Consider the following 22,489-nt stretch of genomic DNA (forward strand, 5'->3'; position numbering starts at 1 on the left):
GATCACTTACGGAGCGTAGTCCGCTCCTGTTCGTCGGCCGCTCCACCGGCCCCCACGAGGCCCGTGCGCATGCCCGTCAGCCGGTCCGCGAACCGCCGCATCTCGCGCTGGCCCACCGTCCCGATGACCGCCGGCAGATATCCGCGCACCCCCTGCATCCCGCGCAGCCACCACTGCCCGTACACATGGCTCGACCTGCGCTCGATCCCCTCCACGAGCCGGTCCACAGCAGGCCCGAGCGGGTAGGTCTTGTTGGACGGCCAGGGCAGCCGCTGCCTCAACTCCCGCATGACGTCGTCCTGGTCGGCCCCGCGCACCATGTCGGTGTCGGTCCACGACAGATAGCCGACGCCCACCTTCACGCCCCGGTGCCCGACCTCGGCCCGCAGGCTGTGCGCATACGCCTCCACGCCCGACTTGGACGCGCAGTACGCGGTCATCATCGGCGCCGGGGTGATCGCCGCGAGGGAGGCGATCTGCAGCAGATAGCCCCGGCTGCGCGTCAGCAGCGGCAGGAACGCCCGGCCGGTCACCGCCGAACCGATCAGATTCACCTCGATCACCCGCCGCCAGGACTCGGGGTCGGAGTCCGCGAACGGCCCGCCGGTGGCGACACCGGCGTTGGCGACGACGATATCGACCCGGCCGAAGCGCTCCTCGACCTCGCTCGCCACGCGGGCCATCGCCTCGTGGTCGGTGACGTCGGCGTGCCAGTGGTCGCTGTCGCTGTGCAGTCGGCCGGAGACCTCCTTGAGCGCGTCCGGCTCCAGGCCGACCAGCGCCACCTTCACACCACGCGCCGACAGCTTGCGGGCCAGCAACTCCCCGACGCCGCGCGCCGCTCCGGTCACCACGGCGACCTTGCCCTCAAGGCTCACCCTGCTCATGCGCTCTCCTCGGTCACGACGTGGATGTGTGCGGCGGCGAGTTCCCGGATCTTCGCGCCGACCAGTTCGGGTGCCTCGACCGGGGTCATGTGGCCGATGCCGGGCAGTTCGACGAGCCCGGTACAGTGCGGCAGGGCGGCGGCCAGGGCCCGGGCCTGCACCGGCGGCGTCAGCCGGTCCGCCGTACCGACGAGCACGGCCGTGGGCACGTCCAGTTCCCGCACGCCGTGGTCGAGGTCGAGCAGATCCAGCACCTGCGACCAGGAGTGGCGGACCTTGCGGGGGCAGGCGTGCACGATCCGGGCACACGCCTCGATCATGTGCGGGGCCGAACCGGGACCCATCGTCCCGTACTTGAGGATCCGGCGGGCCAGCGGCGTGACCGGCCCGAGCGGGGCCCGGGAGCCGAGGATCCGCCGGGTCAGCCAGGTCCGCACCCGCCCGGCCCGCATCGGCACGACCGTGGAGGCCGCGACCAGCTGCGAACTGCCCGTACTGCACAGCAGGACGGCGGCCGCGTGCGCCCGGAAGGCGGCTCTCCCGGAGGCCGCCATCACGGTCATCCCGCCCATGGAGTGCCCCGCGATCACGGCCTGTTCACCGGGCGCGAGGGTGGCCTCGAGGACCGCTTCGAGGTCGTCGGCGAGCGCGTCGGAGCTGCACGCGGAGCTCGCGGGGCTGCGGCCGTGACCGCGCTGGTCGTAGGCGATGACCCGGTGGTCGGCGGCCAGGTCGCGGATCTGTGCCGCCCAGAAGGCGGTGGAGCAGGTCCAGCCGTGGGCGAGGACGACGGCCGGGGCGCCGTCGGGCCCGTGCATCTCGACGTGCAGCCGGGCGCCGTCGGCGGAGACGGCGGTCAGCTCGCGCGCCGGGGCGGGTGGGGCGTAGGGGCCGGAGTCGATGGGGGTCCCCCCTGCTCGAGCGAAGCCGAGAGCTTGGGGGAGCAGGAGGCGGCTCACGCGTCCACCCCGGCCTTCCGCGCGACGGACCGGTCCGCCACGGGCGCGCGCAGGACCTCGTACTCCGCGAGATCCACCCGCCGCGTCGCCCGCCGGAACTCCGCGGTGGTGCCGGGCCAGATGGTGGTGTTGCGACCACTCGCGTCGAGGTACCAGCTGGTGCAGCCGCCGGTGTTCCACACGGTGCGCTTCATGCGCTCCTGGAGCCGGTCGTTCCAGGTGCGCACGGCGTCCGGACGGGCGTCGAGCGCGACCCGTCCGCCGAGGACGTCGAGCTGGCGGACGTAGTCGGCGAGGTAGTTCAGCTGGGACTCGATCATGAGGATCATCGAGGAGTTCCCGAGACCGGTGTTGGGTCCGATGACGGTCATCCAGTTGGGGAAGCCGGCCGCGGAGGCGCCGCGCAGGGCCTCCATGCCGCCCTTCCAGGTCTCGGCGAGCGTCCGTCCGTCGGCGCCCACGACCCGGTCGGCGATGGGCATGTCGGTGACGTGGAAGCCGGTACCGAAGACGATCGCGTCCACCTCGGCCTCACTGCCGTCGGCGGCGACGAGGGTCGAACCGCGGACTTCGGTCAGCCCGCTCGCGATCACGTCCACATTCGGCTGCGCGAGCGCCGGGTAGTAGTCGCTGGACAGCAGGATCCGCTTGCAGCCGATGCGGTAGTCCGGGGTGAGCTTCGCCCGCAGGGCCGGATCCTTGATGGACCGGGCCATGTTGCGCCGCGCCAGGTCCTCGACGAGCCCGAGCTGCTTCGGATGCCTGGTGAACGCCTGCACCTGCAGCTCGCGGATGCCCCACAGCAGTCCGCGCCGCACCTGCGAGGTGAAGGGCAGCCGCCGGTGCATCCAGCGCTCGGCGTCGCTGATCGTCCGGTCCATGCGGGGCATCACCCAGGGCGCCGTGCGCTGGAACAGGGTGAGCCGCGAGACGTCGGGCTGGATCGACGGCACGATCTGGGCGGCCGAGGCACCGGTGCCCACCATGGCGACGCGCTTGCCGCGCAGGTCGTAGTCGTGGTCCCAGCGGGCCGAGTGGAACACCTTGCCGGGGAAGGCCTCCAGCCCGGGAATGTCCGGCACCTTCGGGTCGGACAGCGGCCCCGTCGCCGAGACGACCAGGTCCGCCGACAGGTTCCCGCTGCTGGTCTCGATGTCCCAGCACAGCCGCTCGGCGTTCCAGCTCATCCGCTTCACCTCGGAGTCGAAGCGGAGGTGCGGGCGCAGCCGGAACACGTCCGTCACGTGCTCCAGGTAGGCGCGGATGTGCTCCTGCCCCGAGAAGGTGCGCGGCCAGTCGGGGTTGGGCGCGAAGGAGAACGAGTAGAGGTGCGAGGGCACGTCACACCGGCATCCCGGGTAGCTGTTGTCCCGCCAGGTGCCGCCGACACTGCTCGCCCGCTCCAGGACGACGAAGTCGGTGACCCCCTCGCGGCGCAACCGCACGGCGGCCCCCAGCCCGCCGAACCCGGACCCGATCACAGCGACCCGCACATGCTCGTGTTCGCGCTCGCCCATGCCGACACCTCCACACACCACGAGAACCGCGCCAGTGAACACTGGCGCAGTGGGAGCGTAGGGCAGCGGCGTACTGATGGGTAGGGGGCGGGACAAGGAAGTTACCCGCAGTACGCCTTAAGGTGCCCAGGTGGCCGAGAAGCGTGAATACCGTATGGAAGAGCTGGCCCGCCTCGCCGGGATCACGGTGCGCACCCTGCGCTTCTACCGCGAACGCAAACTCCTCCGGCCACCCCGCCGCGAGGGCCGCATCGCCTGGTACGACGACCATCATCTGGCCCGGCTGCGCACGATCACGGCCCTGCTGGAGCGCGGCCACACCCTCAACGGCATCGCGGAACTGGCGGAGGCCTTCGACCACGGCCGGGACGTCGGCGACCTGCTCGGCGTCGGCGGCCCCACCGAGGAGGAACCCGTCCACCTCACCCCCGAGGAACTCGCCGACCGCTACGCGGGCGAGGTCACACCGGAGAACCTCGCCGCCGCGATGGAACTCGGCTACCTCGGCACCGACGGCGGGGAGTTCGTCCACATCAGCCGCCGCCTGCTGGACGTCTCGTCGGCCCTGGTCCGCGAAGGCATCCCCCTCGCGGAGGTGTTCCGCGCCGCCCAGCAGGTCCGCACCCACGTCGACGCCCTCGCCGACCTCTTCACCGACCTGGTCCTCCGCCACACCTCCGCCCAGAACCTGCCCCGCCTGCGCCCCCTGGCCCGCAGCGCGGTGGAGGCGGAACTGTCACTGGCGCTGGACCGGAGGATGCGAAAGCCCTGACGGTCGTGGACCGGGGACGCGGAAGCCCTAACGGTCGTAGACCACGGTCACCGGCGCGTGGTCGGACCACCGCTCGGCGTGCGTGGCCGCCCTTTCCACGAACCCCTTGACCGCGCGCTCGGCCAGGCCGGTGGTGGCCAGGTGGTAGTCGATCCTCCACCCTGAATCGTTGTCGAAGGCCCGCCCCCGGTACGACCACCACGAATACGGCCCCTCGACGTCCGGATGCAGGGCGCGTACGACGTCGACGTAGCCGCCGTCGGCCGGGTCGAGGACCCGGCCGAGCCACTCGCGCTCCTCCGGCAGGAACCCGGAGTTCTTCTGGTTGCCGCGCCAGTTCTTCAGGTCGGCACGCTGGTGGGCGATGTTCCAGTCCCCGCAGACGAGCACCTCGCGCCCGTCGGCGGCGGCACGCTCCCGCAGCCCCTTCAGGTAGGCGAGGAACTCGCCCATGAAGCGTTCCTTCTCCTCCTGCCGCTCGGTGCCGACCTCGCCGGAGGGCAGGTAGAGGGACGCGACGGTGACCCCGGGCAGGTCGATCTCCACGTACCGCCCGCTGCCGTCGAACTCTTCCGAGCCGAAGCCGACCTGGACCCGGTCGGGCTCGCGGCGGCTGTACAGGGACACCCCGGCCCGCCCCTTGGCGGCGGCCGGCGCGTGCACCACGTACCACCCCTCGGGCGTGCGGACGTGCTCCGGCAGCTGCTCCGGCTCGGCGCGCACCTCCTGCAGGCACAGCACGTCGGCTTCGGTGCCGGCGAGCCACTCCACGAAGCCCTTCTTCGCGGCGGCACGCAGCCCGTTCACATTCACAGAGGTCACTGTCAGCAAAACACTCTCCTCGGACGGCACAGTCGACCCCGTGGATTGGACACGTTGTCCGAGGTCACAGTGAGCACCCCGGCACGATACCCGCACACTGGACGAGGTCCAGTTCCGGATCGAATACGGTAGCGGCCATGCACATACGCCGGGTCTCCTTCGACCATCCCGACGCCATGAAGCTGAACGACCAGGTCCAGGCCGAGTACGCCGTCCGCTACGGCGACGACGGCGACGCCACACCCATGGCCGCCGCGGACTTCGACCCGCCGAACGGCGTCTACCTGATCGCGTACGACGAGCACGGCACCCCCGTCGCCTCGGGCGGCTGGCGCGCCCAGGACACCAACGGCGAGGGCAATCTCGACGGCGACGCCGAGCTCAAGCGCATGTATGTGATCGACGTCATGCGTGGCCGGGGGCTGGCCCGGCGCGTCCTGGCCGCTCTGGAGGAGGACGCCCGCGCGGCCGGCCGCATCCGTATGGTTCTGGAGACCGGCACCAAGCAGCCGGAGGCCATTGCCCTGTACACGTCCAGCGGCTATGAGCCGTGCGCCAAGTTCGGCTACTACCGCCACCACGAGGCGAGCCGCTGCTTCGCGAAGCGACTCTGATCACGTGGCTGACGAGGGCTCAGCGGCCGCCCCGGCCGCGGCCCTTGTCGTCTGCGGTGAGATCGCTGCGGAGATCCACGGCCGGGCCAAGCCTGGGCAGCGTTGTGGCGCTGAACACACGTCAGAGCCCCGGTCGGTTTCCCGACCGGGGCTCTGAGCTGCGTGGACCTGAGGGGATTTGAACCCCTGGCCCCCTCGATGCGAACGAGGTGCGCTACCGGACTGCGCCACAGGCCCTTGCAACGAGTGAAACTTTAGCACCCCGATCGGCCTGCTTGGAAATCCGTTCCCGAGGGGCGGTCACCTGCGGCTTCGCGACGCTACTCGTTCGCGGCCCGGGGCCGCTCCCCGTCCTCGTACTGGTCGAACAGCGGGGTGCGCCCGCGCTCCCGGGCCCGCCGGGCGGAGGCGGCGCGGCGGGCGTCGGTGCGTCCATCGCCTTCGTCGGCGTCCTGAGCGGACGAGTGCGGCTCGCCCGGGTGGCCGGCGGCGCCGGGGTCGGCCTCCGCGTCCGGGGTCACCGTGCTCGACCGGGCCGCGCTCCAGGTGTCGGGGGCGCCGAGGTCCACGTCGCTGGTGGCCCGCGGGGCGACCGGGGCGGTCACGTAGGTCGGCAGGGGCACCGGCACGGGCTCCCAGCTGTCGCCGCCCTGTCCGGGCCGCCGCTGCCGCTCGCGCTGCTGGTCGACCCACTCCGCGTGGTCGGTCTGCTCGACGAGGGCGCGCCGGTCCGCCGCGAGGGCCGAGAGGCCGGGGTCGGTCACCGGCTCGGCTCCCTCCTCCGGTTCGTCGCCCTCTTCGTCGGTCAGGGAACGCCGGCGGGGCTGGCGCTGCCGCTCCCGCAGGCGCTGGGCCGCGGCCTCGGCCATCCGGCGGTCCATCTGGTAGGCGAAGCGGCGGCGCTCCTGGGAGCGCAGGTAGGCGATGTAGACGCTGAGCATGACCGCGGGCACGCCGGGGGCCCACAGGAACGCCAGTCCCCCGACCGCGGCGACGATCGCGCCGAGGGTGAAGGCGAGGAACAGCATGGTGGTGGTGCGCCGGCGGCGCGCGAGGACCTTGGAGCGCCGGGCTCGTGCCGCGGCTGCCTGGTTCGCTCGCGCCGAGGCGTTGTGCCGGGCCGCGGGCACCCGCTCCCGGGGACGCCCGGAGCGCGCCGGGTCGGGTGCGGGCGACTGCCGGGCCTGGGATTCGGGGGCCGCCGGGCGGGCCGGCTGCTCGGGGGTGGGCGAGGGGACGGGTGCCTGGGTCTGCGGGCGGGTCTTGGACACGGCGAAGGCCCGGACGTCCACCGAGTCGGTGACGGCGTCCGGGGCGTCGGCGCTCTGCTCCCCCTCGTCGGTGGAGCGCGCCCGCAGGTCCTTGGCGTACCGGCGCTCCATACCCGCCCGTCCGGACAGCAGCCGGATGGCGGTGCTGAAGCGTTCCGTCGGACGGGCCTCGTTCAGCTCGTCCTGCCTACGGAGCCACATCGGCACCAAGTAGGCGGCCCAGGCCCCGACAATGACTGCGTAGATGAGGCCGCTGCTGCTCACGTCTCACACCGTAGAGGGGTTTGCGTGAGGCCATCTGCCAATTGAGCCGGTGTGTCGCACGATCTGGCTGATATTTCGAACTTTTTTTGCGACCGATGTGATCAGCAGACCACCCAGGCCGGGAATTCATTGCCCTAGGACGGTCATCGACCGATCAATTTCGAACACGTATTCAATTTCCCGGGTGGTGCCGCATTCATGGGTTGCTCTGCGCGCGGGCCCGGTGCCAGCGCTTCAGCAAGCCGTCCGGCACCTCCTCGGCCGTGAGGGCGAAGACCAGGTGGTCGCGCCATGCTCCGTCGATGTGGAGATAGCGCGGCCGCAGCCCCTCCTCGCGGAATCCGAGTTTCTCCACGACCCGGCGGCTGGGCCCGTTCTCCGGGCGAATGCAGACTTCGATGCGGTGCAGTCCGACGGTGCGGAAACAGTGGTCCACGACGAGCGCCACCGAGGTCGGCATCACCCCGCGGCCGGCCACCGACTCGTCCACCCAGTAACCGACGTGCCCCGAGCACATCGAGCCCCAGGTGATCCCTGCGACGGTCAACTGCCCGACCAGCCGCCCCTGGTATTCGATGACGAAGGGCAGCATCCGGCCCGCGTTCGCCTCCGAGCGCAGATGGCGGACCATCTGGCGGAAGGTGGGGCGGTGCGCCATGGGCCCGCCCGGCGCGGGCGGCGGGATCGTCGCCTCCCAGGGGCGCAGCCAGTCGCGGTTGCGCCGGTTGACCTCGCGCCAGGCCCGCTGGTCGCGCAGCTTTATCGGCCTGAGGACGATGTCGCCGTCCACCAGCTCCACGGGCCAGGATGGGGTGTTCAGCTCGCACCCCCACTGCCGGGTCTGGGGTGGTCGCCGCCCCGGAGCTGCTCGACGGCGTGGACGAGCAGCGGCTCCAGGACGGCGAGGCCGTCCTTCACTCCGCCGCTGGAGCCGGGCAGATTGACGATCAGCGTGCCGGCCGCCACTCCGGCCAGGCCCCGGGAGAGCGCCGCGGTCGGCACCTTCTGACGGCCGTACGCCCGGATGGCCTCGGCGATGCCCGGCACCTCGTGGTCGATGACGCGGCGGGTGGCCTCGGGCGTGCGGTCGGTGGGCGAGATGCCGGTGCCGCCGGTGGTCACGATGACGTCGTAGCCGGCGTCGACACCGGCGCGCAGGGCGGCCTCGACCGGATCGCCGTCGGGGACGACCTGCGGGCCGTCGACCTCGAAGCCGAAGCGCTTGAGGCCGTCGGAGACCATCGGGCCGCCCTTGTCCTCGTAGATCCCGGCGGCGGCCCGGTTCGAGGCCGTGACGACGAGAGCGCGATACGTCATGACCGGCTCCAGTCGCCCGACTTGCCGCCCGTCTTCTCCTCCACGCGTACGTCCGTGATGACCGCTCCCTTGTCGACCGCCTTGACCATGTCGATCACGGTGAGCGCGGCGACGGAGACCGCGGTGAGGGCCTCCATCTCGACGCCCGTGCGGTCCGTCGTCTTCACGGTGGCCAGGATCTCCACGGCGTCGTCCGCGACCGACAGGTCCAGTTTCACACCGGACACCGCCAGCGGGTGGCAGAGCGGGATCAGGTCGGGGGTGCGTTTGGCGCCCATGATCCCGGCGATCCGCGCGGTCGCGAGGGCGTCGCCCTTCGGGACACCCTCGCCGCGCAGCAGCTCGATCACACGGGGCGAGACGAGGACGCGTCCGCTGGCGCGGGCGGTGCGTGCGGTCACGTCCTTCTCCGACACGTCGACCATGCGGGCGGCGCCCGCCTCGTCGATGTGCGTCAGCCGGTCCTGCGCGAGGCCGTCCTGCGAGGGTGGGTCCTGCGTGTTCATGCTGTGTGGCGCTCCCGGTCCGGGCCCGACGCGGTGCGGCGCACGGGCCTGTTGTGCGCGACACGGTACCCCCAACCAGCGGCTATCGGCCGAGCAGGACCACCTCGACCTCGGCGCCCGGTTCGAGGCGGACGGTGTCCTCGGGGACGGTGATCAGGGCGTCCGCGTGGGCGAGGGCCGCGACCAGGTGGGAGCCGGCGCCGCCGACCGGCGTGACCGTGCCGTCGGCGTACGTGCCGCGCAGGAACTGCCGGCGGCCCTTCGGGGAGGTCAGCGCCTTCTCCGCGGACAGGGTCGCCCGGGCCGTCGGGCGGTGGACGTCCGTCAGCCCCATGAGGGTGCGGATCGCGGGACGGACGAACAACTCGAAGGAGACGTACGACGACACCGGGTTGCCGGGCAGGGCCAGCAGCGGGGTGTGGTCGGGGCCGATGGAGCCGAAGCCCTGTGGCTTGCCGGGCTGCATGGCGAGCTTGCGGAACTCGATGCCGCTGCCGGCCTCGTCCTCGTCGCCGACGTGGGACAGGGCCTCCTTGACCACGTCGTACGCGCCGACGCTCACCCCGCCCGTGGTGACCACCAGGTCGGCGCGGACCAGCTGGTCCTCGATGGTGGAGCGCAGGGTCTCGGCGTCGTCGGCGACGGCTCCCACGCGGTAGGCGATGGCGCCTGCGTCGCGGGCGGCGGCGGTGAGGGCGAAGCTGTTGGAGTCGTAGATCTGACCGGTGCCCAGTTCCGTGTCGGGCTGGACGAGTTCGCTGCCGGTGGAGAGCACCACCACGCGCGGGCGGGGGCGTACCCGGACGGTGCCGCGGCCGATCGCGGCGAGCAGGGAGATCTGGGGCGGGCCGAGGACGGTGCCGGCCTCCAGGGCGCGGTCGCCGGCCTTCACGTCGCTGCCCTTCGCGCGCACGTGCGCGCGTGCCTCGGCCGGGCGGTAGACGTGCACGTGGCCGGTGGCGCCCTCGGGGCCGAGGCTGCGGGCGCGCATGCCGTGCACCGGGCCCTCGCCGAGACCGCCGTCGGTCCACTCGACGGGCACGACCGCCTCGGCGCCGGGCGGCAGCGGGGCGCCGGTCATGATGCGGGCGGCCTGACCGGGGCCGACGGGGAGCAGTTCGGACTGGCCGGCGGCGACGTCCCCGACGACCTCCAGGGCCGCCGGGAACTCCTCGCTCGCGCCCGCGATGTCCGCGACCCGTACCGCGTAGCCGTCCATCGAGCTGTTGTCGAAGGGCGGCAGGGACACCGGCACCGTGATGTCCTCGACGAGGACGCAGCCCTGGGCGTCGAGCAGGTGCAGCTCGATGGGCTCCAGGGGCCGGACGGTGGCGAGGATGTCCTCCAGGTGCTCGTCCACCGACCAGAGGTGGTCGGGGCCGAAGGGGTCCTGGCCGGTGACGTGGGGCGCGGCGCTGCTCAACGTGCTACATCTCCTCGGCTACGTAACTGCGAAGCCAGGTCCGGAAGTCCGGTCCCAGGTCTTCACGTTCGCATGCGAGTCGGACAATGGCACGCAGGTAGTCGCCGCGGTCGCCGGTGTCATAGCGGCGGCCCTTGAAGACGACGCCGTGCACCGGGCCGCCGATCTTCTCGTCCTCGGCGAGCTGCTGGAGGGCGTCGGTGAGCTGGATCTCGCCGCCGCGGCCGGGCTCGGTCCGGCGCAGTATCTCGAAGATGTGCGGGTCGAGGACGTAGCGGCCGATGACGGCGTAGTTGGAGGGCGCGTCGGCCGGCTCGGGCTTCTCGACGAGGCCGCTGACCCGGACGACGTCGCTGTCCTCGGTGGTCTCCACCGCCGCACAGCCGTAGAGGTGGATCTGCTCGGGGGCGACCTCCATGAGCGCGACGACGCTGCCGCCGCGCTGCTCCTGGACCTCGACCATGCGCTGCAGCAGCGGGTCGCGGGGGTCGATGAGGTCGTCACCCAGGAGGACCGCGAAGGGCTCGTCGCCCACGTGCGGGGCGGCGCACAGGACCGCGTGGCCGAGGCCCTTGGGGTCGCCCTGGCGGACGTAGTGCATGGTCGCGAGGTCGCTGGACTCCTGCACCTTGGCCAGGCGCCCGGCGTCGCCCTTCTTCTGGAGGGCCGACTCCAGCTCGTAGTTGCGGTCGAAGTGGTCCTCGAGGGGGCGCTTGTTGCGGCCCGTCACCATGAGGACGTCGTCGAGACCCGCGGCGACGGCCTCCTCGACCACGTACTGGATCGCGGGCTTGTCGACGACCGGCAGCATTTCCTTGGGAGTGGCTTTGGTGGCCGGCAGGAACCGGGTACCGAGGCCTGCTGCGGGAATGACAGCCTTGCTGATCCGAGGGTGCTGAGTCATGTCGGCCACCCTATCCGGTGTCTTTGCATGGAATCTGTGACTCCGGATCATAGGAGCTCATATGAGCGTATTGCGGCGGTACGGGAGCAACCATTGAGGCCCATCGCACGTCCGGGCGAGCCTGACAAGCGGAGATTGCGGCGCGACCTCCTCGTGGTGAGGAACAGGTTGACGGCGGACGACCTGCGGGAAACATCGGCCGCGCTGGCCGGGCGGGCGCTGGAGCTGCCCGAGTTGGCGGGGGCCGGGACGGTCGCCGCGTACGTCTCCGTGGGGAGCGAACCCGGCACTCTCGCGCTCCTGGACGCCCTGCGCGACCGGGGCGTGCGCGTGCTACTCCCGGTCCTGCTGCCCGACAACGACCTCGACTGGGGTACGTACGAGGGCGAGAGCTCGCTCGCGCCGGTCCGGCACGGCGGGCGGATGACCCTCCTGGAGCCCGCGGGCGAGCGTCTCGGGCCGGACGCCGTGACCACCGCCGACGCCGTACTGCTGCCGGGGCTCGCGGTGGACGCGCGCGGGATGCGGCTCGGGCGGGGCGGCGGCTCGTACGACCGGGTCCTGGCACGACTGGAGCGGGCGGGCGCTCATCCCGCCCTGGTGGTGCTGCTGTACGGCTCCGAGATCGTCGAGCACGTCCCGGAGGAGCCGCACGACCGGCCGGTGCAGGCGGTGGTGACACCGTCGGGAGTACGGCGGTTCGGGCCGGCACGCTGACGCGAAACGGCCCTCCACGCGTGCGTGGAGGGCCGCTCGTCCTGCCGGCGTCAGTGGCTCACGGCTTGAGCACCAGCTTGTCGGCCGTGCTCTTCTCGACCGCCTGCTCCGAGAAGGACCAGGGCAGCAGTTCGCCGTCGGCCCACTTGTCGGTCTGGTCGACGTAGTGGGCGCTGTAGGCGTGCCCGGAGGCGCCGGTGAGGTTGATCCACTTCGACTTGTCGAGGTCGCCGAGGTTCACCACCATCCGCATGGACGGCACCCACACGACCCCGTAGCCGCCGGCCGCGTTCCAGCCGGTCGCGTTGACCGTGGCCTCGCCGCCGCCGAGCTCCCAGGGGCCGCGGTTGAGGGCGTACTGGATGAAACCGGGGCCCGCGGTGCCGAGGGTCTGGTTCTTCAGGAACAGGCGGTGCAGCCGGCCCCAGCTCCAGGTGTCGATGTCCTTGCCGAGCTTGGCGGTCAGCTCCCAGCGGGCGTCGATCATGGCCCGCTTGAACAGCTGGTCGCGGTCGTGGGCGGCGGGGCGGGCGCCCACTCCCTCGGGGGTCGTCCACCAGTCGCTGTCCGGCTTGTCCATGAGTTTGCGCACCACCTCGAACCACCGGTCGCCGCCGTCCGGCTGGGCCTGGTCGGGGTCGCGCTGGCCGCACTCGCGGACCTTCTCGGCCTCGTCGGCCGGGCCGGTGGTGTTGACCGGCTCGACCCACAGGCACTGGCCCTTGGGCCGCAGCTCCTTGGGCAGCTTGTTGCCGAAGGCGAGCTTGAGGATGTTGCGCCACACGGCGTTGAAGTAGGCCGCTGCCGCGGAGTCGGCGTCCTGGGTGTAGTCCCAGCCCTCCAGGAGCTTCTGCGCGTCGCGGACGTCCTGGTTCTCCGGGTCGATCTTCAGCAGCGTGGGCACCAGCAGCCGGGCGATCTCGCTGCTGTTGTCCAGCTGCATCTGGCGCATGTCGTCCGTGGAGATCTTGCCGCCGTCCTTGATCTTCGACTGGATCAGGTCGGTGATCCGCTGGCTGCGTGCGCCGTAGCCCCAGTCCGCGGTGAGCGTGTACGGGTACTTGTCCGGGTCGATCACGGCCTGGTTGGCGGTGACGATGTAGCCGCGCTCCGGGTCGTACTCGTAGGGCAGCGCGTCCTGCGGGATGTAGCCCTTCCAGCGATACCCGGAGTCCCAGCCGGGCGCGGGGATGGAGCCGTTGTCCTTCTTCGCGCGGATCGGGATCTTCCCGGGCAGCGTGTAGCCGATGTGGTTCTCGTTGTCGGCGTAGATCAGGTTCTGCGAGGGCACCTCGAACTGCGCCGCGGCCTTGCGGAAGTCGCCCCAGTCCTTCGCCTTGTCCATGGCGAAGACGGCGTCCATGGTGGTGCCGGGCTGCAGGGCGGTCCAGCGCAGCGCGACGCCGTAGCCGTCACCCCGGTCGGGTGCGGCGGTGTCGACGGTGGCCTTCTTGCCGACCTTGACGAGCTCCTCGTCACGGTCGGACAGCAGGGGCATCCCGTCCTCGGTCTGCCGCACGACGATCTTCTTGGACTCGCCCCCGGCGACCTTGATGGTCTCCTCGCGGGTCGTGAAGGGCTTGACCTTGCCGTCGTACAGGTAGCCGTTGCCGGTGATCTTCTCCAGGTAGAGGTCCGTGACGTCCACGCCGGAGTTGGTCATGCCCCAGGCGATGTTCTGGTTGTGACCGATTATCACGCCCGGCATGCCGGCGAAGGTGTAGCCGCTGACGTCGTACTGGCAGGCGCTGGAGACGCTGCGGCAGTGCAGGCCCATCTGGTACCAGACGGACGGCAGGGAGGGCGACAGGTGCGGGTCGTTGGCCAGCAGCGGCTTGCCGGTGATGGTGTGCTCCCCGCCGACGACCCAGGAGTTGGAGCCGATGCCGTCGCCGTTCACGCCGACGGCCGGCGGGAGGTCGTCCAGGACCTGGGTGAGGCCGCCGAGCTGGCTGTCCAGGCCCGCGGTGCCCGAGGCACCGGAGGCGGCGCCGCCCGTGCCGGACTCGGTGCCCGGCGTGCCGGAGGCGATGCCGCCCGCCCCGGAGCCGCCGGACGCCGTGCCCGTGGAGGTGCCGCCGGTCCCGTTCGCGCCGGAGGTGCCGGACGCGCCGCTCGTGCCGCCCTGTTCGAACGCCCCCGCCAGCTCGTTGTACTGGCCCTCCTGGACGATCGCCTTGTTGCGGTCGTACGGGTACTGCGGGTACAGGTCGGCGATCTGCTGGGGGCCGAGGCGGCTGGTCAGCAGGGCGCGGTCGATCTCGTCCTGCATGTTGCCGCGCAGGTCCCAGGCCATCGCCTTGAGCCAGGAGATCGAGTCGACCGGGGTCCACGCCTGCGGCTTGTAGTCGTTGGTGAAGCCCAGCGCCGCGTACTCCAGGGAGATGTCCTCGCCGTTCTTGCCCTGGAGGTAGGAGTTGACGCCCTCGGCGTACGCCTGGAGGTACTTCTTCGTGGCCGCCGACAGCTTGGTGTCGTACTCCTGCTTGGCGACCCGGTCCCAGCCGAGGGTGCGCAGGAACTCGTCGTTGTCGACCTGGCTCTTGCCGAACATCTCCGACAGCCGGCCCGAGGCCATGTGGCGGCGGACGTCCATCTCGTAGAACCGGTCCTGCGCCTGGACGTAGCCCTGCGCCATGAACAGGTCCGCGTCGGAGGAGGCGTAGATCTGCGGGATGCCGTAGTTGTCCCGTTTGACCTCGACGGGACCCGAGAGGCCCTTCAGCGTCAGGGTGCCCTTGGTCTGCGGGAAGGAGGCCCGGACGGTACTGATGGACCAGTACGACCCGTACGCCACACCCCCGATGAGGGCCAGCACGAGGACGAGCACGATAAGTCGGGCTTTGCGCCCCTTTCTCCTGCCGGACTTGCCGGGCTGCTGACCCGTGGAGGCGGTGGTGTCGGTGGGCATCGCTGTCCTTGCTGTCCTAACGCGAGCGGCAGGTTCGGCTGTGCTTTTAACTGAGCGCTGGAGCAACGATAGGCGCAGGGCCTTGCACCCCTTGACGCGGAGTCGGGATCAAGCCCGGACGGACGTTCGATCTTGCCCGCCGAAGCGTCAAGAAATCGTCAAGACTTAGGTAAGGTAACGAAGTAGTTGGCGCGCTGCGCCACCGCTTCATGTGCGATGTACGTGAGCCCACGCGCGCGTGCGTGCGGGCCAGGGAAGGATTCGGCCGCTGACTGTTCACCACCTCAACCAGCTCCTGCTCGTCTGCTCGCTCGTCCTGCTCGTCGCCGTCGCAGCGGTACGGATCTCCTCGCGCAGCGGGCTCCCCAGCCTGCTCGTGTACCTGGGGATAGGCGTCGCCATGGGCCAGGACGGCGTGGGCGACATCCACTTCGACAACGCCGAGCTGACCCAGGTCATCGGATACGCGGCCCTGGTCGTGATCCTGGCCGAGGGCGGTCTGGGCACGAAGTGGAAGGAGATCAAGCCGGCCCTGCCGGCCGCCACGGCACTGGCGCTGGCCGGTGTCGCGGTGAGCGTCGGGGTCACGGCGTCGGCCGCGCACTATCTGATCGGGCTGGAGTGGCGGCAGGCGCTCATCATCGGGGCGGTCGTCTCCTCGACGGACGCGGCGGCCGTCTTCTCGGTGCTGCGCAAGATCCCGCTGCCCCCGCGCGTGACGGGCACACTGGAGGCGGAGTCCGGCTTCAACGACGCCCCCGTGGTCATCCTCGTGGTCTCCCTGTCCACGGCCGGCCCGGTCGACCACTGGTACACGCTGCTGGGCGTGATCATCGGGGAGCTGGCCATCGGCGCGGCCATCGGGCTCGCGGTGGGCTGGCTGGGCTCCTGGGGCCTCAGGCACGTGGCGCTGCCCGCGTCGGGCCTCTACCCGATCGCCGTCATGGCGATCGCCGTGGTGGCGTACGCGGCCGGCGCGCTGGCCCACGGCAGCGGCTTCCTCGCGGTGTATCTCGCCGCGATGGTGATGGGCAACGCGCGGCTGCCCCACTGGCCGGCCACGCGCGGGTTCGCCGACGGGCTCGGCTGGATGGCCCAGATCGGCATGTTCGTCCTGCTCGGCCTGCTGGTCACCCCGCACGAGCTGGGCGACGACATCGTGCCCGCGCTGGTCATCGGGCTGGTCCTGACCATGGTGGCCCGCCCGCTGAGCGTGGTGGTCTGCCTGTCGCCGTTCCGGGTGCCGTGGCAGGAGCAGGCCCTGATGTCCTGGGCGGGACTGCGCGGCGCCGTGCCCATCATCCTGGCGACCATCCCCATGGTGGAGGGCGTCGACGCCAGCCGCCGGATCTTCAACATCGTCTTCGTGCTGGTCGTCGTCTACACCCTGGTCCAGGGGCCGACGCTGCCGTGGCTGGGCCGCAAGCTGCGGCTCGGCGACGGTTCGGAGGCCGCCGACCTCGGCATCGAGTCGGCGCCGCTGGAGCGGCTGCGCGGGCATCTGCTGTCCGTGGCGATCCCCGGCGAATCGAAGATGCACGGTGTGGAAGTGGCCGAACTCCGGCTGCCGCACGGCGCCGCCGTGACCCTCATCGTCCGCGGGGGCGAGTCCTTCGTTCCGCTGCCCACGACGATCCTGCAACGCGGGGACGAGCTCCTCGTGGTCGCCACGGACCCCGTCCGGGACGCGACCGAGAACCGGCTGCGGGCCGTGGGGCACGGCGGCAAACTGGCCGGCTGGCTGGGCACGGGCGGGTCGAGCGCCTGAGGGGGGACGTTTTGCGCCCTTTGTGATTCACAGGGCGGCAGCCCCATGGTGCTCACTTTCACAGGCACACCCGACCTTGATCCCTGTACGATGAAGGCGTTACCCAGATCGAACCAACTCTGCCTGACGCAGAGCTGGCGCGACCGTATGGCGGTCGGGACACCCCTCCTCACCGGGCCCCGGCATCTACCGCAGTTCCGCGCAAGAGGACAGCTCTCGGCGCCGCCCGCTACGGGGCCGCGCTACCAGGCGGCAGAAAGGCACGGGCCGTGGCGTCCACGGTCACCTCGAAGCCGTCGGAGAACCCGACGGCATCCGCCCGCCCGGGATACGGCCGGCTGCTGCGCACCCGCGGCGCCTGGACGTTCCTGGTCCCCGGCTTCGCGGCACGTCAGCCGTTCGCGATGCTGACCATCTCCATCGTGCTGCTGGTGCAGCACACCACCGGCTCCTACGGCGCGGCGGGCGCCGCCGCGGCCGTCACCGGCGTCTCCATGGCCCTGTTCGCGCCCTACAGCGGCCGCCTCGCCGACCGCTACGGCCAGCGCGCCGTGCTGATCCCGGGAGTGCTGCTGCACGCGGTCGCCGGGCTGACGCTGACGGCGCTCGCGCTGCTGGACGCGCCCCTGTGGGCGGTGTTCGCGGCGGCCGTGCCGACCGGTGCCTCGGTGCCGCAGGTCGGCCCGATGGTGCGGGCCCGCTGGGGTGTGAAGCTCAAGGACTCGCCACTGATGACCACCGCGGCGGCCTTCGAGTCCGTCACGGACGAACTGACCTTCGTGGTCGGGCCGCTGCTGGCCACCGCCCTGTGCACGGCCGTCGACCCGGCCGCCGGGCTCGTCACCGAGGCCTCGCTGACCCTGATCGGCGGACTGCTGTTCGCCGCGCAGAAGAGCACGCAGCCCTCGGTCGCCGGCAGCGGGCACGCGCGCGTGGAGCACACTTCGGCCCTGCGCGTCCCCGGCGTGCGCGTGCTGATCGTGACCTTCCTGGGCATCGGCACCGTCTTCGGCGGCATGCAGGTCTCGCTGGCGGCGTTCACCGAGTCGATCGGCGAACCGGGTCTGAACGGCGTCCTCTACGGCGTCTTCGCCGCGGGCAACATGCTCTCCGGCGTGGTGTGCGGCGCGATCGCCTGGAAGGCGGCCCCGCAGCGGCGCCTGGTCGTCGGCTACACGGCGCTCGCCCTCACCGCGTCGGGCCTGTGGGCCGCCCACTCGGTGCCGGTCCTCGCGGGCCTCGGCCTGCTGGTCGGGATGTGCATCGCGCCCGCCCTGATCACCGGTTACACCCTGGTCGAGAGTCTGGTCCCGGCCGGTGCGCGCACCGAGGCCTTCACCTGGCTGACCGGCGCGGTGGCGCTCGGCCAGGCCGCCGCCGTCACGGTCGCCGGACAGCTGGAGGACCGCTTCTGGTCGGGCGCCGGTTTCCTGGTGCCGATGGGCGGCACTCTGCTGGCCCTGCTGACCCTCCTGGCCCTGCGTTCCCGGCTGGTGGCGCGGGGCAACGGCCGGACCGTCGCACGTGGCGTGGGTCACCGCGTGCCGGTGGCAGTGGACTGAGCGGCCGGAATACGTCACTATGGATCGTCGTTAGCACTCATCGAGTGAGAGTGCCAGGAGGAAGACAGTGCCGACCTACCAGTACCAGTGCACCGAGTGCGGCGAAGGCCTCGAGGCGGTGCAGAAGTTCACCGACGACGCCCTCACCGAGTGCCCCAGCTGCAAGGGCCGCCTGAAGAAGGTGTTCTCGGCGGTCGGCATCGTCTTCAAGGGCTCCGGCTTCTACCGGAACGACAGCCGCGGCTCCTCGTCGAGCAGCTCCCCGGCGAAGTCGTCGAGCACCTCGTCCTCGGGCTCGTCGTCCTCCGACTCCGGCTCGTCGGGCTCCACTGCGAGCTCCTCGTCGAGCACCGGCAGCTCCTCCAGCAGCACCACCGCCGCGTAAGGCCTGATTCTTACGGGACCCTGTCGCCCTCGGGCGACGGGGTCCTCGGCGTCTCCGCCTGCGGTTAGGGTGCGGGCATGGCGAACAAGGCGAACGCGACGGACCAGGCAGGCGCCGGGATCGGCGTCATCGGCGGCTCGGGGTTCTACTCCTTCCTCGACGACGTGACCGAGATACAGGTCGACACCCCGTACGGGCCGCCCAGCGACTCCCTCTTCCTCGGTGACGTCGCCGGCCGGCGGGTCGCCTTCCTGCCGCGGCACGGCCGGGGCCATCACCTGCCGCCGCACCGGATCAACTACCGCGCCAACCTGTGGGCGCTGCGCTCGGTCGGCGTGCGCCAGGTCCTGGCCCCGTGCGCCGTGGGCGGCCTGCGACCCGAGTACGGTCCGGGCACGCTGCTGGTCCCGGACCAGCTGGTCGACCGCACGAAGTCCCGCGCGGGCACCTTCTTCGACGGGCTGCCGCTGCCCGACGGCTCGGTGCCCAACGTGGTGCACGTGTCGCTGGCCGACCCCTACTGCCCCGCCGGGCGGGCCGTCGCGCTGAAGGCGGCGCGCGGCCGGGACTGGGAGCCGGTGGACGGCGGCACCCTGGTCGTCGTCGAGGGGCCGCGCTTCTCGACCCGTGCGGAATCGTTGTGGCACCAGGCGCAGGGCTGGTCCGTGGTGGGCATGACCGGGCATCCCGAGGCGGCGCTCGCCCGTGAGCTGGAGCTCTGCTACACGTCCCTGACCCTGGTCACCGACCTCGACGCGGGTGCCGAGACGGGTGAGGGGGTCTCCCACGACGAGGTGCTCCGGGTGTTCGCGGCGAACGTGGACCGGCTGCGTGGGGTGCTGTTCGACGCGGTGGCCGGGCTGCCCGCGGATGACGAGCGGGACTGTCTGTGTGTGAGCGCGCTGGGCGGGATGGATCCGGGGTTCGCTCTGCCGTAGTGGGCTTGGGCGGGCCGGGGCGCGAGGGGCGTTGCAGGGCCGGGGACGTTCCTGAGGCTGGGCTCGGGAGCTGAAGCGTCCCGTTCGGGGAGGTGGTGGAGCGTCCCGTTCGGGTGAGGGAGTTGTCCACAGGTCGGTCGGGAATCCACAGGCTCGAGCGGGCGGTGGCGCGAGGCCTCATCGTAAGGAGCGCAAGCCGGTCCCTCGTCGCAGGTGGTGGTCTTCGTGCCCTTCGCTCGTTCCTCGGTCGTGTCCTCTCCTCCCTCCTGGTCACTCGCCTCGGGCCCGCCCGGGGCGGAGGTGCCCGCGACCCGTGAGGTACCGCGGTTCGACCCGGTACGGGTGCGCGGCGGTCACCGCTCCGGCCGGCTCGTCCGGCACCGGCGGCGGGCCGTGGCCGTCGGCCTCGCGGTGACCGCGACGGCGCTCGTGGCGGCGGGCCCGCGCGACACCGACGGGGCCCGTGGTCATCCGAGGGCCAGACCTCCCGCGCACACGGTGACGCTGCCCGGGCAGCAGCCCGCCGGCCCGCGTCGTGCCGCCGGGTCGGTGACGGCCCCGGTCCGGATCTCCGACGCGGCCACCGTGCGGCTGCTGCGGCCCGGTGACCGGGTCGACGTCATCGCCGCCGAGGAGGCGGTGCGGGGTGGCGCTGCCCGGGTGGTCGCGCGCGGGGCCAGGGTCACGAAGGTTCCGGAGGCGGTGGAGGGTGCGGACGACAGCGGGGCGCTGGTCGTGCTGTCGGTTCCGCGGGCCACGGCCGCGCGGCTGGCCGGTGCGGGTGCCACGGGGCGGTTGGCGGTGACGCTGTGGTGAGGGTCGGGGAGCCCCGGTGTCTTGTCGAGGGACCCGGGTTCCCGCCTCGGCCCGGCGTTGACGTAGGTTGCGGAGCGTTTTGTTCCACAAGCTGCTCGTGTGAGGAGACGCCCCGAGGTGAGCGAGAAGAAGGAGCCGAGCATCCTGCAGGGCTTCAAGGCCTTCCTGATGCGCGGGAACGTCGTCGACCTGGCGGTGGCGGTGGTGATCGGTGCCGCCTTCACCAACATCGTGAACGCCGTGGTGAAGGGGATCATCAACCCGGTCGTCGGAGCCATCGGGACCAAGAACCTCGACCACTACAGCTCGTGCCTGAGCACGACCTGCGAGGGCGACAAGGGCATCCAGATCCTGTGGGGCTCCGTTCTGGGCGCCGCCCTCAGCTTCGTGATCACCGCGGCGGTCGTCTACTTCCTGATGGTCCTGCCCATGGCGAAGTACCTGGCCCGGCAGGAGGCGCGCCGGAAGGCCAAGGAGGGCACGCAGGAGATCATCGAGGTGACCGAGCTGGAGGTTCTGAAGGAGATCCGGGACGCCCTGGTCGCCCAGCGCGGCTCGGGACACGACCGGCCGTAACGGCACTGCGGGCGGCCGGACGAGCGCTGCGGGCGGCCGCCCGGCCGGTTCAGATGTGGTGGGGCGGCTTCTCGTCCAGGAAGCGCTTGAGGTCCGCCGCGCTGCCGCCGGAGTCGGTGCGCTCGCCCCATCCGCGGTCGGTGTCGTCGGAGGACTGCTGGTCGAGCGGGTCGTCGAAGACCAGCGCGGGCTTCGGCTCGCGCGGCTCGGGGCCGGGGACGGTACTCATGCAACCAGGGTACGGTCGCGGAGAAATTCCCCGTGCCTTCTGCTGTGCTGGGACGCATGACGTCCAGCCCCGCTCCCCCGCCCGTCCCCTCCGGCGCACCAGGCGGCCGGGGACCGCTGCGCAGGCTCCGGGCCCGTGGCCGCGACGAGGCGCACCGGGCGGCCTCGCCACTGGAGCTCTTCTTCGACCTGTGCTTCGTCGTGGCCGTCGCCCAGGCGGGCAGCGAGCTGGTGCACTCCGTCGCCGAGGGGCACGCGGGCCAGGGGATCCTCGACTACGCGATGGTGTTCTTCGCCGTGTGGTGGGCGTGGATGAACTTCACCTGGTTCGCCTCGGCGTACGACAACGACGACGTGCTCTACCGGGTCGTCACACTGGTGCAGATCGCGGGTGTGCTGGTCCTCGCGGCGGGGGTCTCGCGGGCGTTCGAGGAGCACGAGTACCTCGTGGTCTGGCTGGGCTACGCGATCATGCGGGTGGCCATGGCCGCTCAGTGGCTGCGGGCGGCCCGGGCCGGGGAGGGCCCGGAGCGCACGACCGCCCTGCGCTACGCCGGGGGCGTGCTGGCGTGCCAGGCCGGCTGGCTGGGGCTGCTGTTCCTGCCCGAGGGGGCGCGGCCCTGGTGGTTCCTGGTGATGGCGCTGCTGGAGATGTGCGTGCCGCCCCTCGCGGAGAGGGGCCACACCACGTCGTGGCACCCCCGGCACATCGCGGAGCGGTACGGGCTGTTCACGATCATCGTGCTGGGCGAGACGATCGCGGCGGCCACGGTCGCGGTGAAGTCCGGCATCGACGAGAACGACGCGCTGGGCGAGCTCCTCCCCATCGCGGCGGGTGGGCTGCTGATCGTCTTCGCGGCCTGGTGGATCTACTTCGTGGTGCCCGTCCACGGCCATCTGCGATCCAATCGGCAGGCGTTCTTGTGGGGCTACGGCCACTATCTGGTGTTCGCCTCCGCGGCGGCGATCGGGGCCGGGATCGAAGTCGCGGTGGAGGAGACGGTCGGCAAGGCGCACCTCTCCACGCTGGCGGCGTCGGCGGCCGTGACCCTGCCGGCGGCCCTGTACCTGCTCACGGTGTGGGTCCTGCACTCGCGCCACTTCAAGCGGGGCATCACCCAGCAGGTGGTGCTGCCGGCGACGGCCCTGCTGGTGATCTGCTGCACGTTCCTCGGGCACTGGGCGGTGTTCGCGGCAGGTGTGGTGTGCGCGCTGTCGGTGGTGGCGGGAGAGACGGTGGCCGCGCGCCGGACGGCCGGGGAGAGCGGGCCGGCCACACGCATGGGGTGAGGGCCTGCGCACTTCCCGCCACGCGCTCGTCGAGGCCTGACG

22 protein-coding genes and 1 tRNA gene are annotated in these 22,489 nt (G+C 71.5%); 10 read left to right on the top strand and 13 right to left on the bottom strand.

Annotated features, from left to right (window positions below):
- Nucleotides 1–2: 2 nt before the first annotated feature.
- Genes ADK65_RS36320 through ADK65_RS36330 form a run of 3 tightly spaced genes read right to left on the bottom strand, consistent with a single transcriptional unit; the run spans nucleotide 3 to nucleotide 3,363 of the window.
- The gene (locus ADK65_RS36320) at nucleotides 3–887 is read right to left on the bottom strand and encodes an SDR family oxidoreductase (protein WP_053675894.1); all 885 of its coding nucleotides are present in this window, start codon (nucleotides 885–887) and stop codon (nucleotides 3–5) included.
- Nucleotides 884–1,846: an alpha/beta fold hydrolase gene (locus ADK65_RS36325; RefSeq protein WP_420709149.1), complete on the bottom strand. Its 963-nt coding sequence runs from the start codon at nucleotides 1,844–1,846 to the stop codon at nucleotides 884–886. The genes ADK65_RS36320 and ADK65_RS36325 overlap by 4 nt, the downstream gene beginning before the upstream one ends.
- Nucleotides 1,843–3,363 carry a flavin-containing monooxygenase gene (locus ADK65_RS36330; protein ID WP_053675896.1) on the bottom strand — a complete coding sequence of 507 codons (1,521 nt, stop codon included), beginning with the start codon at nucleotides 3,361–3,363 and terminating at the stop codon, nucleotides 1,843–1,845. Before ADK65_RS36330 ends, ADK65_RS36325 begins: the two co-directional genes overlap by 4 nt.
- Before the next feature lie 130 nt (nucleotides 3,364–3,493).
- On the opposite strand from ADK65_RS36330, the gene ADK65_RS36335 reads away from it, so the two are divergent.
- Nucleotides 3,494–4,135 (top strand): MerR family transcriptional regulator, encoded by a 642-nt coding sequence (locus tag ADK65_RS36335; RefSeq protein ID WP_053675898.1) that lies wholly within the window; start codon nucleotides 3,494–3,496, stop codon nucleotides 4,133–4,135.
- Between the two features lie 27 nt (nucleotides 4,136–4,162).
- Here the strand turns inward: ADK65_RS36335 and ADK65_RS36340 are convergent, their stop codons facing one another.
- Nucleotides 4,163–4,966 (bottom strand): exodeoxyribonuclease III, encoded by an 804-nt coding sequence (locus ADK65_RS36340; protein WP_053675899.1) that lies wholly within the window; start codon nucleotides 4,964–4,966, stop codon nucleotides 4,163–4,165.
- A gap of 128 nt (nucleotides 4,967–5,094) precedes the next feature.
- Here ADK65_RS36340 and ADK65_RS36345 point away from each other — a divergent pair, with 128 nt between their 5' ends.
- Nucleotides 5,095–5,571 (top strand): GNAT family N-acetyltransferase, encoded by a 477-nt coding sequence (locus ADK65_RS36345; protein WP_053675901.1) that lies wholly within the window; start codon nucleotides 5,095–5,097, stop codon nucleotides 5,569–5,571.
- A 163-nt stretch (nucleotides 5,572–5,734) separates the two neighbouring features.
- Here ADK65_RS36345 and ADK65_RS36350 read toward each other — a convergent pair.
- From ADK65_RS36350 to galU, 7 genes are all read right to left on the bottom strand, one after another.
- Nucleotides 5,735–5,808, bottom strand: a tRNA-Ala gene (locus ADK65_RS36350).
- Between the two features lie 83 nt (nucleotides 5,809–5,891).
- On the bottom strand, nucleotides 5,892–7,106 hold the full coding sequence (glpR, locus tag ADK65_RS36355) for a gephyrin-like molybdotransferase receptor GlpR (RefSeq protein ID WP_053675902.1): 1,215 nt from the start codon (nucleotides 7,104–7,106) through the stop codon (nucleotides 5,892–5,894).
- Between the two features lie 196 nt (nucleotides 7,107–7,302).
- Entirely contained in the window at nucleotides 7,303–7,896 is a 594-nt protein-coding gene (locus ADK65_RS36360) for a GNAT family N-acetyltransferase (RefSeq protein WP_107092474.1), read from the bottom strand.
- 26 nt (nucleotides 7,897–7,922) lie between these two features.
- On the bottom strand, nucleotides 7,923–8,423 hold the full coding sequence (locus ADK65_RS36365) for a MogA/MoaB family molybdenum cofactor biosynthesis protein (RefSeq protein ID WP_053675907.1): 501 nt from the start codon (nucleotides 8,421–8,423) through the stop codon (nucleotides 7,923–7,925).
- The gene (gene moaC, locus ADK65_RS36370; RefSeq protein ID WP_053675909.1) at nucleotides 8,420–8,929 is read right to left on the bottom strand and encodes a cyclic pyranopterin monophosphate synthase MoaC; all 510 of its coding nucleotides are present in this window, start codon (nucleotides 8,927–8,929) and stop codon (nucleotides 8,420–8,422) included. The genes ADK65_RS36365 and moaC overlap by 4 nt, the downstream gene beginning before the upstream one ends.
- An 82-nt stretch (nucleotides 8,930–9,011) precedes the next feature.
- Entirely contained in the window at nucleotides 9,012–10,352 is a 1,341-nt protein-coding gene (gene glp / locus ADK65_RS36375; RefSeq protein WP_053675911.1) for a gephyrin-like molybdotransferase Glp, read from the bottom strand.
- A 4-nt stretch (nucleotides 10,353–10,356) separates the two neighbouring features.
- Nucleotides 10,357–11,256, bottom strand: coding sequence for a UTP--glucose-1-phosphate uridylyltransferase GalU (gene galU / locus ADK65_RS36380; RefSeq protein WP_053675995.1), 900 nt, complete (start codon nucleotides 11,254–11,256; stop codon nucleotides 10,357–10,359).
- Between the two features lie 93 nt (nucleotides 11,257–11,349).
- On the opposite strand from galU, the gene ADK65_RS36385 reads away from it, so the two are divergent.
- On the top strand, nucleotides 11,350–11,973 hold the full coding sequence (locus tag ADK65_RS36385; RefSeq protein ID WP_199825763.1) for a 5-formyltetrahydrofolate cyclo-ligase: 624 nt from the start codon (nucleotides 11,350–11,352) through the stop codon (nucleotides 11,971–11,973).
- 58 nt (nucleotides 11,974–12,031) lie between these two features.
- Here the strand turns inward: ADK65_RS36385 and ADK65_RS36390 are convergent, their stop codons facing one another.
- Nucleotides 12,032–14,884 carry a penicillin acylase family protein gene (locus ADK65_RS36390; RefSeq protein ID WP_053675914.1) on the bottom strand — a complete coding sequence of 951 codons (2,853 nt, stop codon included), beginning with the start codon at nucleotides 14,882–14,884 and terminating at the stop codon, nucleotides 12,032–12,034.
- A gap of 238 nt (nucleotides 14,885–15,122) precedes the next feature.
- Between ADK65_RS36390 and ADK65_RS36395 the strand changes: the two genes are divergently transcribed.
- The 6 genes from ADK65_RS36395 (at nucleotide 15,123) to mscL (ending at nucleotide 20,929) form a co-directional block, all read left to right on the top strand.
- A complete protein-coding gene (locus tag ADK65_RS36395; RefSeq protein WP_053675916.1) occupies nucleotides 15,123–16,652 on the top strand; it encodes a potassium/proton antiporter in 1,530 nt (509 codons plus the stop codon).
- A gap of 269 nt (nucleotides 16,653–16,921) precedes the next feature.
- Nucleotides 16,922–18,214 carry an MFS transporter gene (locus ADK65_RS36400; protein WP_053675918.1) on the top strand — a complete coding sequence of 431 codons (1,293 nt, stop codon included), beginning with the start codon at nucleotides 16,922–16,924 and terminating at the stop codon, nucleotides 18,212–18,214.
- A 67-nt stretch (nucleotides 18,215–18,281) separates the two neighbouring features.
- Entirely contained in the window at nucleotides 18,282–18,599 is a 318-nt protein-coding gene (locus tag ADK65_RS36405) for an FmdB family zinc ribbon protein (protein WP_053675920.1), read from the top strand.
- Between the two features lie 77 nt (nucleotides 18,600–18,676).
- Entirely contained in the window at nucleotides 18,677–19,537 is an 861-nt protein-coding gene (locus tag ADK65_RS36410) for an S-methyl-5'-thioadenosine phosphorylase (RefSeq protein ID WP_053675922.1), read from the top strand.
- Nucleotides 19,538–19,762: 225 nt separating this feature from the next.
- On the top strand, nucleotides 19,763–20,353 hold the full coding sequence (locus ADK65_RS36415; protein WP_420709150.1) for an RcpC/CpaB family pilus assembly protein: 591 nt from the start codon (nucleotides 19,763–19,765) through the stop codon (nucleotides 20,351–20,353).
- 117 nt (nucleotides 20,354–20,470) lie between these two features.
- Nucleotides 20,471–20,929, top strand: a complete 459-nt coding sequence (gene mscL, locus ADK65_RS36420; protein WP_053675924.1) for a large conductance mechanosensitive channel protein MscL — start codon at nucleotides 20,471–20,473, stop codon at nucleotides 20,927–20,929.
- Between the two features lie 49 nt (nucleotides 20,930–20,978).
- Here mscL and ADK65_RS36425 read toward each other — a convergent pair whose 3' ends face one another.
- On the bottom strand, nucleotides 20,979–21,158 hold the full coding sequence (locus tag ADK65_RS36425) for a hypothetical protein (RefSeq protein ID WP_053675926.1): 180 nt from the start codon (nucleotides 21,156–21,158) through the stop codon (nucleotides 20,979–20,981).
- A gap of 56 nt (nucleotides 21,159–21,214) precedes the next feature.
- Between ADK65_RS36425 and ADK65_RS36430 the strand changes: the two genes are divergently transcribed.
- The gene (locus ADK65_RS36430; protein ID WP_053675932.1) at nucleotides 21,215–22,447 is read left to right on the top strand and encodes a low temperature requirement protein A; all 1,233 of its coding nucleotides are present in this window, start codon (nucleotides 21,215–21,217) and stop codon (nucleotides 22,445–22,447) included.
- Nucleotides 22,448–22,489: the final 42 nt, after the last annotated feature.

This window comes from Streptomyces sp. NRRL B-1140, assembly GCF_001280065.1.
In the GTDB taxonomy this organism is placed as follows: domain Bacteria; phylum Actinomycetota; class Actinomycetes; order Streptomycetales; family Streptomycetaceae; genus Streptomyces.